This window comes from Sphingobacterium sp. N143, assembly GCF_030325625.1.
Classification (GTDB): Bacteria; Bacteroidota; Bacteroidia; order Sphingobacteriales; family Sphingobacteriaceae; genus Sphingobacterium.
The window spans coordinates 218,685-234,361 of sequence record NZ_JACAIS010000011.1; the positions used below are offsets into that span (position 1 = coordinate 218,685).

13 protein-coding genes are annotated in these 15,677 nt (G+C 40.5%); 8 read left to right on the forward strand and 5 right to left on the reverse strand.

Annotated elements, in window-relative coordinates; all coding sequences use genetic code 11:
- Positions 1-324 precede the first annotated feature (324 nt).
- A complete protein-coding gene (locus HX021_RS19875; protein WP_286592335.1) occupies positions 325-3,597 on the forward strand; it encodes a SusC/RagA family TonB-linked outer membrane protein in 3,273 nt (1,090 codons plus the stop codon).
- A 10-nt stretch (positions 3,598-3,607) separates the two neighbouring features.
- A complete protein-coding gene (locus tag HX021_RS19880) occupies positions 3,608-5,059 on the forward strand; it encodes a SusD/RagB family nutrient-binding outer membrane lipoprotein (RefSeq protein ID WP_286592336.1) in 1,452 nt (483 codons plus the stop codon).
- 104 nt (positions 5,060-5,163) lie between these two features.
- On the opposite strand, the gene pgl is transcribed toward HX021_RS19880, so the two are convergent.
- The 3 genes from pgl to gnd are packed head-to-tail and all read right to left on the reverse strand — an operon-like array spanning position 5,164 to position 8,800.
- On the reverse strand, positions 5,164-5,874 hold the full coding sequence (gene pgl / locus HX021_RS19885; protein ID WP_286592337.1) for a 6-phosphogluconolactonase: 711 nt from the start codon (positions 5,872-5,874) through the stop codon (positions 5,164-5,166).
- A gap of 17 nt (positions 5,875-5,891) precedes the next feature.
- Positions 5,892-7,373 carry a glucose-6-phosphate dehydrogenase gene (gene zwf, locus HX021_RS19890; protein WP_286592338.1) on the reverse strand — a complete coding sequence of 494 codons (1,482 nt, stop codon included), beginning with the start codon at positions 7,371-7,373 and terminating at the stop codon, positions 5,892-5,894.
- A gap of 8 nt (positions 7,374-7,381) precedes the next feature.
- Entirely contained in the window at positions 7,382-8,800 is a 1,419-nt protein-coding gene (gnd, locus tag HX021_RS19895) for an NADP-dependent phosphogluconate dehydrogenase (protein ID WP_286592339.1), read from the reverse strand.
- A 260-nt stretch (positions 8,801-9,060) separates the two neighbouring features.
- Between gnd and HX021_RS19900 the strand changes: the two genes are divergently transcribed.
- From HX021_RS19900 to def, 5 genes are all read left to right on the forward strand, one after another.
- Positions 9,061-9,558 carry a Crp/Fnr family transcriptional regulator gene (locus HX021_RS19900; RefSeq protein WP_286592340.1) on the forward strand — a complete coding sequence of 166 codons (498 nt, stop codon included), beginning with the start codon at positions 9,061-9,063 and terminating at the stop codon, positions 9,556-9,558.
- 144 nt (positions 9,559-9,702) lie between these two features.
- Positions 9,703-10,428, forward strand: coding sequence for a siderophore-interacting protein (locus HX021_RS19905; protein WP_286592341.1), 726 nt, complete (start codon positions 9,703-9,705; stop codon positions 10,426-10,428).
- 28 nt (positions 10,429-10,456) lie between these two features.
- Complete coding sequence (locus HX021_RS19910) at positions 10,457-10,624, forward strand: hypothetical protein (RefSeq protein ID WP_286592343.1); 168 nt, start codon at positions 10,457-10,459, stop codon at positions 10,622-10,624.
- Between the two features lie 133 nt (positions 10,625-10,757).
- A complete protein-coding gene (locus HX021_RS19915; RefSeq protein ID WP_286592344.1) occupies positions 10,758-11,324 on the forward strand; it encodes a Crp/Fnr family transcriptional regulator in 567 nt (188 codons plus the stop codon).
- A 109-nt stretch (positions 11,325-11,433) separates the two neighbouring features.
- Positions 11,434-12,018 (forward strand): peptide deformylase, encoded by a 585-nt coding sequence (gene def, locus HX021_RS19920; protein ID WP_286592345.1) that lies wholly within the window; start codon positions 11,434-11,436, stop codon positions 12,016-12,018.
- 223 nt (positions 12,019-12,241) lie between these two features.
- On the opposite strand, the gene HX021_RS19925 is transcribed toward def, so the two are convergent.
- Positions 12,242-13,375 (reverse strand): 2-isopropylmalate synthase, encoded by a 1,134-nt coding sequence (locus HX021_RS19925; RefSeq protein WP_286592346.1) that lies wholly within the window; start codon positions 13,373-13,375, stop codon positions 12,242-12,244.
- Positions 13,376-13,456: 81 nt separating this feature from the next.
- On the opposite strand from HX021_RS19925, the gene HX021_RS19930 reads away from it, so the two are divergent.
- A complete protein-coding gene (locus HX021_RS19930; RefSeq protein WP_286592347.1) occupies positions 13,457-14,233 on the forward strand; it encodes a helix-turn-helix domain-containing protein in 777 nt (258 codons plus the stop codon).
- A gap of 45 nt (positions 14,234-14,278) precedes the next feature.
- Here HX021_RS19930 and HX021_RS19935 read toward each other — a convergent pair whose 3' ends face one another.
- On the reverse strand, positions 14,279-14,977 hold the full coding sequence (locus HX021_RS19935; RefSeq protein ID WP_286592348.1) for a DUF4488 domain-containing protein: 699 nt from the start codon (positions 14,975-14,977) through the stop codon (positions 14,279-14,281).
- Positions 14,978-15,677 lie beyond the last annotated feature (700 nt).

The window sequence follows — 15,677 nt, forward strand, 5'->3', positions numbered from 1 at the left end:
GATAATATTATTGCATCATCTTCAATATATACCATATACCGCGAACTCTGGACGATCCTTTGATACATATTTGGTTAAACCTGCCATTGAAAATAAATTAAAACAAAAAGAAGAAAAGGCCGCTTGGACAGTAGACTTCACTAATTGCATAATTCCAAGCCCTTCGGTTGCTCATCTCATTGGCGAGAATTAATCACGCGCGATCTATGCGTGATCTTGCGTTTTATTATCTTATTGTTAATCCTTCGTTAACATAAACTTTATACGGAGTAACTAGCTTTGCCGCATCGATGGCAGTGATTTCTGCCTTATGATTTGTCTATTATGAAACAAGTGAAAAAAGTTACCTCATCGTTCCACCGATACTCCGGGCGTACTAGCCGCGCATTTTTACTGTTGGTAGGATTAGGTTTTGCTCCGGGAGTGGCGCATTCCTTTTCTCCTCACGGGAACAAACACGTATGGTTGAACCAGCAGAAAGTTTCGGTATCTGGCACGGTGCTGGACGACAACACCCATCAACCTATAGCCGGCGTGACAATCACCGCAGGCGGCAGCCCATTGACAACGACAGATAATCAAGGCCGCTTTACCATTCAGGTCGACGCGGGTCAGCAAGTGACTTTTCAAAGTGTCGGTTATGATCCGTTAAAACGAGAATGGTCAGCGAACGCAACAAACGCATCCATCACCTTACATCGTTCCAATCAGAAGATGGAGGAAGTCGTGGTGACGGCCCTAGGCATCAAACGCGAGCAAAAATCCCTCGGATATGCCGTGAGTAAAATCAGTGGCCAACAGATGACCGATGCGGCACCGAGCAATTGGGTGGATGCCATGAAAGGTAAGGTCGCCGGACTGAACATCACGCAGGCAAGCAGCGGTCCCTTAAACACCGCGCGCATCAACTTACGGGGCGACCGCTCATTGGATCCGACCAAAAACGAAGCGCTGATTGTCGTGGACGGTGTTCCACTGGTCAATGGCCGATTTAGTTCGGGTGTAACCGATGCCTATGGCGCTGGTTCCAGCGGAGCTGATAAAGATATTCCCGTAGATTTTGGAAATGGACTGGGCGATATCAACCCCGACGACATCGAATCCATATCCGTGCTGAAAGGCGCCGCCGCGACCGCATTATATGGTAGCCGTGCAGGAAATGGCGCACTGATCATTACCACCAAATCCGGAAAAAGAAACGGTAAAGGCATTGGGGTAACCGTCAATTCAAACAGCAGCTTTCAAAATGTGTTAAAATGGCCTGATTTTCAGTATGAATATGGACAAGGTAATTTAAACCGCAATGCCAATGGTGATCTGTATTATTCCTACGGCCTGACTGAGGACGGTTCCAACACCGGATCGACCTCCAGTGCCTGGGGACCTAAATTTGACGGGCAGATGTATTTCCAGTACGATCCTGAACTGGAGACGACAGGTACCGAACGGACACCATGGGTGCCTTATAAGGACGGCGTCAAAGGTTTCTTCCGTACAGGAGCGACCTATATGAACAGCGTCGCATTTGATGGTGGTACGGACAAATTTACAGCAAGGACATCACTCACACATACCTCGAATAAGTGGATCATGCCCAATACCGGGTTTGAGCGCCTTGTGGCTGCCTTCAATGGTTCGGCCAATCTGAGTGAGAAGCTTAAGATTAATTTCAAGGCCAACTACACCAATAAAAACAGCGACAATCTCCCCGGAACGGGCTACAACAATCAGTCCATTGCTTACTTCATGATCTTCCAAAATCCAAGTATCGACCTCAACTGGTACCGACCAAGATGGAAGAAAGGAATGGAGAATCTCGAACAGATACATCCATTTAGCTCGTATATCGAAAATCCATTTGTCATAGCCCATGAAATGACGAATAGTTTGGTGAGCAACGGCATCGATGGTATGCTGCAGGGGATATATACTTTTAACCCCAAATGGGAGCTGATGCTACGATCGGGCATCAATATGCGTTCAGACCGCCGCGAGCAAAAGCGGCCTTGGGACACCGCCAATTTTCCAAAGGGATACTATAAGCAGCAGGACCTGTTCTATATGGAATCCAATACCGACGCGTTGCTATCCTACACTGACAAGCTAAGCGAGGATTTCAGTCTCCGGGCATCCTTGGGCGGTAACGTGATGAAGCGCGATATGAAGGAAGACATCGGTGTGGCCCGCGGATTGATCTCGCCAGGTGTTTACAAATTGAGCAATGCGCTTACCAATGCGGTTGCCGAAAATAAGCTGATAAAAAAAGAAATTCAAAGTGTATTTGGTCTGGTAAACCTCTCCTGGAAGGATAAAATCTTTTTGGATGTAACCGCGCGCAATGACTGGTCATCCACCCTACCAGCCAATAACAGATCATATTTTTACCCCTCGGTGAGCAGTAGTTTTGTGTTGAGCGAGCTCATGCCAATGCCAACAGCGGTATCTTTTGCAAAATTGAGACTGTCTTGGGCACAGGTCGGTAACGACGCGGATCCCTATAGCACGTTGAAATATTTTCAGACCTCCATTTTTCCGGGATCTGCCGAGGCGCCTTCGGTCTTGCATAATGCAAATCTAAAACCCGAAATATCCACATCAACCGAGGCAGGATTGAATCTTGCATTTTTAAATAACCGGTTGACAACGGATATCAATTTTTACTACAACCGTTCCAGAAACCAGATCCTGACCGTTCCTCTGGACGTAAGTACCGGTTTCAGTCAGGCCCTCATTAATGGCGGCTTGATCAGGAATCAAGGCTGGGAACTGAGTGTGTCAGGAACACCCGTCAAAACTGAAAACTTCCAATGGACGGCAACCGCAAACTGGTCGAAGAATGACAACAAGATACTGGAATTGACAGAAGGCGTGGAAACGCCTTATCAGATCATTGCAAGCAGCGGTTCCGGAGCCGCAGAGATCCGGGCAACCATTGGCGGCTCGACGGGAGACTTGTGGGGTTATGGTCTTGTACGCAATGAGCATGGCGATGTGCTGATTGATGCAAGTACCGGTCTGGCTGTTCGCCCTACGGATAAAGTCAAGATCGGAAATGCCTACGCCGACTGGCGAGGCGGCCTGCACAACGAGTTCCGTTACAAAAATATGTCCTTTAGCTTCCTGTTGGATGGACAATACGGCGGCATTGTCTACTCCCAGACGCACCACAAAATGACCGAGCAAGGTAAACTAACCCATACGCTAAAAGGCCGTGAGACAGGATTTATCGTCGGTGAAGGTGTGGTGGAGAATGGCGACGGTACCTATCGCCCCAATACCAAAGAGGTGGCTATCAATACCTGGTATGGCGACTACTATCGCCGGGCGAATATGGAGACCAACAGTTTTGATGCCTCCTATCTGAAACTGCGGGAGGTTCGCCTGGAATTCGGGCTGTCCAAAAGCCTGGTCTCACGCTGGAAGATGAACAGTGCATCGATTGCATTTTTCGGCCGCGACCTATGGATGTGGTCCGACTTCCCGATGTATGATCCAGAGACTGCTGCGTTAAATGGAGCCACGATCATGCCCGGTGTAGAGATGGGACAAATGCCGAGCACACGAACGTTCGGAATTAATCTGAGAGCTAATTTTTAAATCGAGACCAATGAAAATCAAACATATCAGCATTGCACTTCTCTTGTCGGCCATGGTTGGACTACAGGGATGCACCAAAAATTTTGATGAAATCAATATCGATCCTAACAAAGTCGAAAATGTGACCCCCAGTGCATTAATTACCCCAACGGTATATGGCATGTCAACTTATTTCACTGTACGGAGCAACGACTTTACCTGGGAAATCATGCAGACCGGCCTGGCCAATCCGAGTGCGGCCAACGGCGTGCACCGGTATTATTTTACCGAGACTTCCGGCGACGGTACATGGAATACCTGTTACCGGTACCTGCGGAATATCCGGGAAATGGAGTCGGCAGCCGAAACAAGCGGACAGACCGTGTACAAGGCCGTTGCTATCACGTTAAAGGCCTATATTGCCGGCCTACTGACAGATAGCTTTGGCGATGTACCGATGTCCGAAGCACTGCGTGCAGAAGAACACATCAGCCAGCCCAAGTTTGACAAGCAGGAGCAGATTTACGCAGATATGATCAAAGCTTTGGAGACAGCAAACACGCTGTATGCCGGCGAGGATGTTATGAATGGAAGTGATCTGCTCTACAACAACAAGAAAGAGTCGTGGCGTAAATTCAATAACTCGCTCCTGTTGCGTTACTACCTGCGCCAGTCCAAACGTATTCCCGCGGCGGAAAAGATCAAAAACATCTTGGATAACCCCATGCAGTACCCGATCTTTACTTCCAATGAGGACGCCGCCATAGTAAAAATTACCGGTCTGTCACCTTATGATTACGCCTGGGGAAGACGGCAGGATTATGTCAATTTTACGGCGATGGCCGAATTTTTCGTGGATAATCTGAATACGCTGGATGATCCACGCCGTCCGTTTATCATGACCGAGGCAACCGAAATGGTCGACGGAAAACCCGTAAAAATAGGCTATAGAGGGATCCCTGCGGGACACTCCGGTGACCTATCTGCTTATAAGTTCAGTCCGAGCACGCCGAATGGTGACCTCATGTACCCAGAAGCAGTCGGAACCGCTATCCAGGAGATCCTGATGCCCTATTCAGAGGTTGAATTCATCAAAGCAGAAGTATATCTGTCGCTGGGCATGGATGCCGAGGCAAAAACAGCCTATGAAAACGGCGTACGCGCATCGATCAAGCAGTATGGCGGTGAGGTTCCGGCAGACTATTTTAACAATGAGGCGGCCAAATTCAACGGTACGCTGGAGCGGATTATGCTTCAAAAATATTTAGGTCTCTTTATGGTGGACTACCAGCAGTGGTTTGAGTACCGCCGTACGGGCTATCCTAAACTACCTAAAACACCGTATATGTTTTACGATGGCGTTATGCCTACACGGTTTATGTACAAGAATGAAGTACGCCGCTTTAATCCGGAAAACTATGCCAAAGCCGTAGAGCAGATGGGTGGTGATGACTTCCATACCAAGGTATGGTGGGAGAAATAGTCAGATCAAAATGAAGAACTGATAATGCGATAAAAAAGCCGTTTGAAGATCATTCAAACGGCTTTTTCCGTTAATGGGGTAAGCTAAGACGATAGTTAATAACATTAAACTCCAGCTTCTCTGTCAGTAAAAATCTGGACTCCTGCTTTCCGTTCAATTAACTGTAGCGGATATAGTTCAGGATTATATACACCATTAAGAACTTCATTCAAAGCGTTTTTCTTGGATTTACCAAACGTAACAATCAGAATATTTTCAGCTTTATTGATAATAGGTTCTGTCAACGTAATTCTAAACATTTCCTGTGGCTTTAGATAGTAGGCATCAACCCATTTTTCTTTTTCTTGTAAAATCTTTTCACCTGGAAACAGCGAAGCTGTGTGGCCGTCATCCCCCATTCCTAAAAGGATGAAATCAAAAATACCGTCAGCTCCCAAGACATTTCTGAGTTGAGCTTCGTATTCTTTAGCATATTTTTCAGGCTCAATTCCGTCTTTATACATGGGGAAAATCTGATTTTCATTGACTGGAACTTTATTCAAAAGGACTTCCAGAGTCATCTTAAAATTACTTTTCTCATCTTCAAGGGAAACCCATCTTTCATCTACCCAAAAAAAATGGATTTTGTTCCAAATTATTTTATCTGCGTACGCGGGAGTAGCTAATAAGCTAAAAATGGCTTTCGGTGAAGAGCCACCACTCAACGCGACCACAAATTTATCATGCTTCTGGATTGCTTTTTCAGAAAGCTCAACAAATGTATCTGCTGCTTTTTTATATAAGGCATCCAGATTATCAAATATCGTAATATTCATTTTCTTTCAATTAGATTTTAAACCCACTGATGTCCCTGCCGCTCTACCAGTGCATCACTGTCATCAGGCCCCCAGTCTCCTGAAGCATAATTTGGGAAAGATGGGTCTTTGGTTTTTTCCCAGGTTTCCTGAATCGTTTTTATCACATCCCAAGCTTCTTCTACCTGATCAGAGCGCATAAACAATGTAGGGTCTCCCACAAGTGCTTCCAATAAAAGAGTTTCATAAGCTTCGGGAGTATCGGTCTGACAGGCAAAATTATCGAAAATCATCTCCACAGGTTTAAGCGCTAAAGACAAGCCTGGTTTTTTAGACATAAACTGCAATCTGATGTCCATTTGTGGCTGGATATTAATAACCAATCGGTTAGCCGACAGAAGCGAGGTGCTTTCTGAAAACATAGAATTGGGAAGTGGCTTAAACTGAATCGTTATATAAGAATGCTTTTCTTTCATTTTCTTCCCGGTACGAACGTAAAAAGGAACATCTTCCCATCTTTCATTATCCAGATAAAACTTAATCGCGACAAATGTTTCCGTATTGGAATCATGAGCAATTCCCTCTTCCTGGCGATAGCCATTTACTTTTACCCCATTTACTTTGCCTCGTCCGTACTGTCCTCTTACCGCATAATGATCTACTTTTTCGGGAGAAATCCTACGGATGGATTTTAAAACATCAACTTTACGATCCCTGATCTCACCCGATTCAAGTGAAGCCGGAGGTTCCATAGCAACCATACAAAGAATTTGCAAAAGATGGTTCTGAATCATATCGCGCAAAGCTCCTGTCTGCTCATAAAAACTGGCTCTTGTTTCCACTCCTACTTCTTCGGCAACCGTAATCTGCACCGATTCTATATGTCTGTGATTCCAAAGAGGTTCAAAAATTGAATTTCCGAACCTGAACGCCAAAATATTCTGAACGGTTTCTTTACCTAAATAATGATCGATACGATAAATCTGTTCTTCTTGAAAAGTTTGTGAAAGAAGATTATTTAGCTCAATGGCAGATTCTTTATTGTGACCAAAAGGTTTTTCGATAATAATTCGATCTGTTGCAGGATCAGATGCTATTGCAGTATTTTTAAGATGATTTGAAATTACTGATACAAAGTTTGGTGCAATGGACAAATAGAAAAGTCTGTTTCCTCTCATTCCGTACACTTTATCAAAATTTTCCAGTTTCTGATATAAATTCTGATAAGAGCTTTCTTCATCAAGCTGATGCTGAAAATAGCTGATGTGAGCCTGAAAACCAGCCCAATCTTCTTTGGTTACGGTCTTCCTGGAAAAACTCTCCAGACTTTCTTTAATATAAGCGCTGAATTTTTCATCCGTATTTTCGGCTCTTCCTAAAGCTAAAATATTAAACCCTTTAGGCATTCTGCCATCGATATATAAATTGTAAAAGGCAGGAAAAAGCTTTCTTTTTGCCAAATCCCCTGTTGCACCAAAAATAACGATCGTTGTTGGATGCAGGATTGTATTGTCACTCATTGCTAGATTCAGTTATTTGGGTTTTGCCATGACGTATGAAAGACTCCTTCGCTGTCAGTTCTTTGGTAAGTGTGTGCACCAAAATAATCACGCTGCGCCTGAAGCAGGTTCACTGGTAAAGATGCTGTGGTGTAAGCTTCGAAATACCCTAGAGCCGACTGAATTCCTAAGCTTGGAATTCCGTTTGATACAGCAAAAGCAGCTGTTTTTCTTAATGAAGAAATTTTATCTTTTACAATTTCTGAAATTTCCGGATCCAATAAAATATTAGATAAGTTCTCGTATTTTGAATAAGCCAGATAGAATTTTTCCAATAAAACCGAACGGATGATACATCCACCCCTCCAGATTTTAACAACATCTTTTAACGGAATTTCAAACTGATATTCTTCAGAAGCTTTTACCAATAATGCCAGACCTTGAGCATAACTGATTAAAGTAGATAAATACAAAGCATCCCCCACGTCTTTGATGAACAATTCTGTATTTTCAGGAGTTTTTACTTCTTCTTTAGCATATAATTGAGAAGCTTTTACGCGCTCATCTTTGTAAGCGGATAAAATTCTTGATGTGACTGCAATATCGATGGTTGGAATAGATACCCCAACTTCCATAGCCTCCTGGGAGGTCCATTTTCCGGTTCCTTTTGCTCCTGCTTTATCTAAAATCTTGTCGACAAGAAAACCGTCTGTTACATCATCTTTTTGCTGGAAAATATCTCTTGTTATTTCGATAAGGAAAGAATTCATCTCGCCTTCATTCCATCTTTTGAAAACTTCATACAATTGTTTATTGTTAAGATTAGCTCCTTTTCTCAGTAAATCGTATGCTTCACTGATTAATTGCATGATGGCATATTCAATACCGTTGTGAACCATTTTAACATAATTCCCTGCAGCTCCTTTCCCCATATAAGCGGTGCAGGGCTCCCCTTTTACTTTTGCTGAAATCACTTCCAGCATAGGTTTCACCAAATTGAAAACTTCCAAATCTCCACCCGGCATAATACTCGGTCCTCTTCTTGCGCCCTGCTCTCCTCCAGAAACGCCCATTCCCATAAAATGAAGGTTTTTAGAAGCTAAATCAGCTATACGTCTCTCGGTATCTTTGAAATAAGAATTTCCCGCATCAACGACAACATCTTTCGGACTCAAAAGCGGTGTTATGCTTTCAAGAACAGCATCAACCGGTTTGCCTGCAGGAACCATCAAAATAACTTTTCGCGGACTGTCTAAACTCAACACAAATTCCTCTAGAGAAACAGTTCCAACAACCTTTGTACCTGAAGCCACTCCTTTACGAAGTTCTATTACCTTTTCTTCATCTAAATCGAATCCTACGACAGAGAAACCATTGTCGGCAATATTGTAAAGCAGATTTCTTCCCATTACACCCAGACCAATGACCCCGTAATTATACTTTTCCATTCTTACTTAAAGTTTATGTTATAAATCAAAATTACTGAAATACATGCCAGTAAAAAAATTATCTAGTCAGTAATTTGCCTAATTCCGCAATATATCGTAACTATAGTATTCTGTCTACAATTCAATAATTACCTTACTAAAATTATTGTACTCGGAATTGACGACTAGAGTATGAAGCCTTTAGCCATCCATTTGTTTTTCGTAATTTTATGACAGATATTGACTATACAAAATAGACCCATTAGTCAATACTTTGATATATGAAACAGGCACTCTTTGACCAAATTACAAGGTTTATTAATATTGATGAGCGGGAAAAAATACTGATAGACTCTTTATTCCATTTTAAAAGGTGGGGAAAGGGAGAATACTTCTTGGCACAAGGGGATGTGTGTAAAGAAATCGGCTTTTTAATTAAAGGCTTAGTGGTTTACTTTATAGAGGAAGACGAACCTCATGCCTATAATTTTGATAAGGAAAGTGACTTCGTCTGCAATTATGAAAGTTTTCTAACGAAGACACCTTCCTCTAAATCTATTAAATGTGTCGAAAATGTCGAGATGTTATGCATTAGCTATGACAGACTACAACAGTTGTATGAGCAAATTATTCAAGGTGAAAAAATAGGAAGAATGATTTCGGAGCAATTGTTTCTGGAAGCGATAGCGAACATAACTTCATTCTATGTTGACACGCCTGAACAAAGATATTTGAAGTTTTTAGAGCGCTATCCCGATTTAAATCAACGGATTCCCTAATACCTAATTGCTTCCTATATTAAAGTAAAGCCCCAGTCTCTAAGCCGGATACGTAAAAGGATATTAAAAAAGTGATTTGTTAACCTGGGCGAATGAAATCCAAGATATTCCTTTCTAAGTTTGCATCCATAAAATAAAGATAAGATGAACTTAGAAGAAAGAATTTTCACCAAGTTATTTATGAATCAGGCAACTGTAATTGGAAAAAGACAGATTGCAGAGAAAATATTCCATTTCACCTTAGAGGTAAATATCAATTTCACAGAATTAATCCCGGGACAGCATGTAAGATTGCTCCTGTTTCCAAATCAAAAGGGGAAACTGCGAGACCGTGTTCGAACGTATTCCATTTGGCGTTGCCAGCAAGATGGAAAGAAAAGTTATATAGATATTGCCGTGTGCGCACATACGGATGGGCCGGGTAGCCAATGGGCAGAAATTACGGAAATCGGCAGTCAAGTCCTCATTTCCAGTCCGCTCGGTAAATTCACATTAGATACCTCAATGCCCAAACACCTTTTTATAGGAGATATTACCGCATTGTCACATTTCTATTGTTTTACGCATCATCTGACACCACAACATGAGATGGACGGAATCATTTATGGAAAAGATGAAAAACAATTGTTTACTGATTTTGACGGAACACTTGGGTTTACTTTTTTTCAAAAAACAGCACATGGCTCAGACACCAGCTTAATTGCGTATTGTAGGAGTTTGGAAATAGAGCACAATACTATGGTTTACATTGGAGGAGACGGCCACATGTGCATGGAACTAAACAGCCTTTTTATAAAGGAATTAGGTCTTCCCCGTAAACAAGTGAAAGTAAAACCATTTTGGATATTAGGCAAAACTGGTTTGGAGTAAATATTAACCTTTTATGATTTACAGAAACATGAAAATAGTTGAAATATTTAAAACCAATGTCTCAACCGAAAAAGAGGCTCCAGAAACAACACGCTCACTTTTAAGACTATACCCGATTTATAAAATAAACTTTGACCTTGAAGATGAAGAAAACATTCTTAGAGTTGAGACGCCCCCCATTTGGCTAAGCCTTTAAATAGCCTCTAAATTACCTCCCAATAATGTAAGTTAATCGAAGTAGAAAGAGATGGCGAGAAAATGTGGTTATTATAAAAACACTAAATTTGTATTTTCTTTTTCGAAAGACAGACTAAAAAGAGAATATTTTTATGGGGCACATCAGAGAATACTACGAGCGGATAATAAAATTACAGGAAACGGAATGGGAGTTTATAGCTTCCCACTTTGACAGGAGGCTTTTTGCCAAGAACGAAGTCATTACACAGCGGGGCGAAACAGAAAACTATCTTTTCTTTGTGGAAACAGGCATCGTTCGGTTCTATATTCCCCATGATGAAAACGAACTGACTTTTAATTTCTGTTTTGATAAAGAATTTACCTGTGCTTACAATTCATTCCTGACCCGGACACCATCTGAATACGAATTGCAGGCATTGGCAGAAACCGTGGTTTGGCAAATATCTTATGATGATTTGCAAAAAGTGTATGCACAGACCAAAGCGGGAAACTATTTAGGGCGTTTTGTGTCGGAGAAACTGTTTTTGCAAAAAAGCAAAAGGGAATTATCGCTTTTAAAACATACGGCAAAAGAAAGGTATCTAAACCTGTTCAATGAACAACCCGATATTTTAAAATTCATTCCGTTAAAATACGTTGCTTCCTATATTGGGATAACACCGCAGGCGCTGAGCCGGATTCGCAGACAAATAGTATAGCAATCTCGAACGTCGTTGAAATCAACGAAAAACCTGCATAAATACTTAACATAGGTTCATTGCCTAGCATATTTATTCTTTGGAAATTTGTTGAAAAACCCAAAGAATAATGAAACGATCCATCTTAGCATACGGACACCATATCTTAAAACAGGAATGCAACGACATCGAAAAGGATTATCCTGAATTGGATAAATTAATTGCCGATATGTGGGAAACTATGGAAAATGCCAATGGTTGCGGATTGGCATCACCACAGATAGGACTTCCAATTAAATTGTTTATCGTGGACAGTAAATCCACTTTTGATAACCTCGGAGAAGAAGACAGAAAGTTTTATTTCCCCCAAGATGATAAAGGCATAATGGAAACTTTTATCAATGCCAAAATCATCCAACGGTCTGAAGAGCTTTGGGAAGACGAAGAGGGCTGTTTAAGTATCCCAAATTTATTCTACAAAGTAAAGCGGAATTGGGCGATAACGATTGAATATTATAATCGGAATTTTGAAAAGCAAATCCGTACATTCAGTGGAACAACCGCGCGAATGATACAGCACGAATACGACCATACCGAGGGAGTTCTCTATCTCGATTATCTCAAGCCTTTGACAAAAAGGCTTATGGCTTCCAAACTTCAAAAAATCCTAAAAGGTCAAATTGTACCAGCCTATCCCATGAACTTTATACGATAGGAAAAGCAACCATTTTAAACATACTTATTTATGATAAATATTAGAAATGCCGACATAGATGAGAGTCCTCGACAGTATTCCTATGACTACAGTTCCTTTTCCTACCGACAGATTTGCCGTTACAGTATTTCGCGGAATTATAAAAAACAAAATAGAAACAGAAAACGTAACTGGCCGAGTAGAGCGTCATGTGGCAAACAGTATTTGTAATTATTGCTCCATACTAAACCAAACTCCGGAGGTCATTATCTTCAATAAAACGTTTCTGATCTGCCAAAACAAGAAATCGGCTATAGATATTTTCAAAATGTTCAGCTGGGAAATCTATTTCCATACTTTTTAACCGATCTTTTAATGCTGCACGTCCACTCCTGGCGGATAAAAACAATTCAGGCAACTTCCCTCCTATGATTTGGGGATCAATAATTTCATAGTTTCGACGGTCTTTCAGCACGCCATCCTGGTGGATGCCGGAGGAATGCGCAAAAGCGTTTTTCCCAACAATGGCCTTATTGGCCTGTACAGGGTTTGACATTGCCCGTTCTACCATACTACTCAGTTCCACAATATATTTCGGATCAATTTCGGTCGCAATCCCTAGATTTTCTTTTACAATGAGTGTCAAAATAATTTCTTCCAAGGCAGCATTTCCAGCACGTTCGCCCACACCATTAATCGTTCCTTCCACCTGAAGTGCACCCGCCATTAGCCCAGCAATACTATTGGCTGTGGCCATACCTAAATCATTATGACAATGGACAGAAAGAATTGCGTTCTCTTTTTCCCTTCTATTTTGGTTCACATAGGCTATCTTTTCAAAGTACTCAAAGGGTGTACAAAAACCATTGGTATCAGGAAGATTGACAACTTTCGCGCCCGCTTCAACCACCGTATCGGTCATTTGAACCAAAAAATCATTGTCTGCGCGGCCAGCATCTTCGGCAAAAAATTGTACTTCATCACATTTATCCGACGCATAAGCCACCATTTCATAAGCTTTCGCCAAGATCACCTCTCGCGTGGTATTAAACTTATGTTTAATATGAATGTCCGATGTTCCGATTCCGAGCTGAATCCGTGCCACCTTGGCCTTACCCAAGGCTGAAGAGGCCTCTTCAATATCTTTCTTATTGGCCCGGGCTAATGCACAAACAGTTGCCTTTTTCACCAGTTTAGAAACCTCTGTTACTGCCTTAAAATCTCCAGGTGAACTTATTGGAAACCCTGCCTCTATCACATCTACCCCCATTGCATCGAGTTTTTCAGCAATTTCTAATTTATCATTCAGTGTCAACTGGCAGCCCGGTCCCTGCTCTCCATCACGTAAAGTAGTATCGAAAATCTTAACTTGTTTCATCTTCAACTTATTTTTATAATTCAAAAGTACCGGAACTACAGAATTTAATATATTTGAAAATAAAACAATTGTTATTCAATAATGCCAAAATCCACCATTCCCTTCGTTCATTGTGCCCAGAACTTCCCCGATGGCACAATTGAATTACGTAACTATGGACAATTCAATACGGAAATGCATGCTCATGAACAGGTACAGCTACTTAGCCCAACAAATGGTACCCTCTTTATCTATACCGAAAAAGCCAGTTTCTGTGTACCAAGTACTTTCTATGTATATATCCCAGCACATGTCCCACACAAACTCATTTCCCGTTCTCAGCAACTGTCACTAAAAACCATTTTTGTGGATATGAACAATATGCACGAGGAAGTTAAGGTGTATCCATCAAATGAATTGTTGAATCATTTTTTGATTTTTGGCCAGCGGCATTGGAAGCTGAAAGACCACGACACGATGACAAGATCTACTTTGGAAGCCTTCAAGTCTATGCTCCCGATACTATTGGCAAAACCGATCCTGCTACAAATCACGCCGGCAAAAAGTGAATTGATGATCCAGGTAAGCACGTATATCCTCCAACACCTCGACAATAAATTATCAATCGCTGAGATCAGTGCTAATTTTTTTCTATCGGAGCGAACACTTTTCAGGCAGTTTAAGGAAGAAATGCAGATCACCATATTCCAGTTCATAAAACAGCACCGGCTTCTAAAGGCACTTCAATTATTGGAAAATAAGGATATGCATATCGCTGAAATTGTCTATCAAGTTGGGTATGAAAGCGTACCTAACTTTTCCAATCTATTTAAGGAATATTTTGGGCTGTCACCTCAGCAGTATAGGGCAAGACTATAATTGATGTTAAAAAAAACTTGGACGAAACTGGTGCTGACTAGTTTTTTATAATCTTTTCCAAATTTCCTCTACAACATATTCAGACTTAGGTAACTGATATTTGACTATCAGTGTCTTATTATCTTTACTAATAACATAAAAGAGGATATTTTTTATACCTTCTAATTTTTTAATATCCGCACCAACTACGCTTTCATTAATCTGATTTTCAAATGCAGTGTAATTACCTTTCATAATTTCTTTATCATTGAGCGATACATGAAAGGAGCCATCAGCTGTATATTCTTTTAGATTTGCGGGAACACTTTTGGCACTCTTACGCTCTTCCTTTCCTCTCTTATTTATTTTCAATGCATTTGCGCCTGTCAAAACCCATTTTCCTAATATCAACTTATCTGAATCAATATTGACGACGACTTCTTCTAATTCGGTGGGGTTTTTAGGGCGTACTAAAATGGTATTTGTACCTTCAGCAAGTCCAGACACCATAATATTTTTATGATTGTAGTTCAAATGAGAAATACGCAGTGTACGGCTTGTGGTTTCTCCAATAACTGCAATACCTTTTTCATTACTTACCGTACCGTTATTTTCATCTGCGAGGAAAACACTAGCATTTGCGATTGGGGCTTTTGTTAAAGAGTCAAGAAGTATAATTTCAATTTTTTGGGCATAGGACATACTAACCGAAATAATACAGAAAAATATAAAAAGGAATATGTTGCTTAAAGAAGAAGATTTCATGTAATTAGGGTTTAAAATATAGTAAATTATTTATGTTGTTTTTTTAAGCTTTCTTTTATTTGAAATCATTTGATATATATACTTTATTAGTAAATAATAAAAAACTGAAGATGGAAGGATATGCAACAAATCTTTGAGAGAAAAATAGTGATTTAAATACATATTTCGAAAAAGTTCGAATAATTTTATTGGAAAAAGAAATGTTGCCTCTGGGTTTTTAATCAAAATAATAAATAGAAACCAAGCTAAAAAAGTATAGCTTATACAACTATACAAAATAAGTAGTATATCGGAAAAATTTACTTTTGTAGGCTTGAGTCTGATTAAATTTGAGAAAAATTCAGACATCTTTTTTCTGCTATATTTATAAATATCTGTTTTCCCAGTTATGTCAGTAACGATCCAAAAGCCATCACTCCTGGGGAAAAATGGGTTCAAATTGAATAAAGATGATACAAAGATTATCAATGCTATCAATAATATAATGTCGTTATTGAAAATAATGCTATATAGTAATAGCATACTACAGAATATTAATTCAAAATATATACCAGCGAGATTAACAATAATTCGCTCTTTTGTTTTTAATCGCCAAATATCAGTAACATCAGCGAAGTAAACAGTGTAAATCGTCAGCAAAAAGTGGACACGTTAATTTAAAATCATAAGGAGTGTTTTCATCAAAAAGCATTAGATTTAA

Bases quoted from the DNA above. Each gene is read 5' to 3' on its own strand.
- HX021_RS19915 (WP_286592344.1), top strand. From the start codon at position 10,758: ATGGGGCACATCAGAGAATACTACGAGCGGATAATAAAATTACAGGAA.
- HX021_RS19905 (WP_286592341.1), top strand. From the start codon at position 9,703: ATGAACTTAGAAGAAAGAATTTTCACCAAGTTATTTATGAATCAGGCA.
- gnd (WP_286592339.1), bottom strand. From the start codon at position 8,800: ATGGAAAAGTATAATTACGGGGTCATTGGTCTGGGTGTAATGGGAAGA.
- HX021_RS19900 (WP_286592340.1), top strand. From the start codon at position 9,061: ATGAAACAGGCACTCTTTGACCAAATTACAAGGTTTATTAATATTGAT.
- HX021_RS19930 (WP_286592347.1), top strand. From the start codon at position 13,457: ATGCCAAAATCCACCATTCCCTTCGTTCATTGTGCCCAGAACTTCCCC.
- HX021_RS19935 (WP_286592348.1), bottom strand. From the start codon at position 14,977: ATGAAATCTTCTTCTTTAAGCAACATATTCCTTTTTATATTTTTCTGT.
- pgl (WP_286592337.1), bottom strand. From the start codon at position 5,874: ATGAATATTACGATATTTGATAATCTGGATGCCTTATATAAAAAAGCA.
- HX021_RS19880 (WP_286592336.1), top strand. From the start codon at position 3,608: ATGAAAATCAAACATATCAGCATTGCACTTCTCTTGTCGGCCATGGTT.
- def (WP_286592345.1), top strand. From the start codon at position 11,434: ATGAAACGATCCATCTTAGCATACGGACACCATATCTTAAAACAGGAA.
- HX021_RS19910 (WP_286592343.1), top strand. From the start codon at position 10,457: ATGAAAATAGTTGAAATATTTAAAACCAATGTCTCAACCGAAAAAGAG.
- zwf (WP_286592338.1), bottom strand. From the start codon at position 7,373: ATGAGTGACAATACAATCCTGCATCCAACAACGATCGTTATTTTTGGT.
- HX021_RS19925 (WP_286592346.1), bottom strand. From the start codon at position 13,375: ATGAAACAAGTTAAGATTTTCGATACTACTTTACGTGATGGAGAGCAG.
- HX021_RS19875 (WP_286592335.1), top strand. From the start codon at position 325: ATGAAACAAGTGAAAAAAGTTACCTCATCGTTCCACCGATACTCCGGG.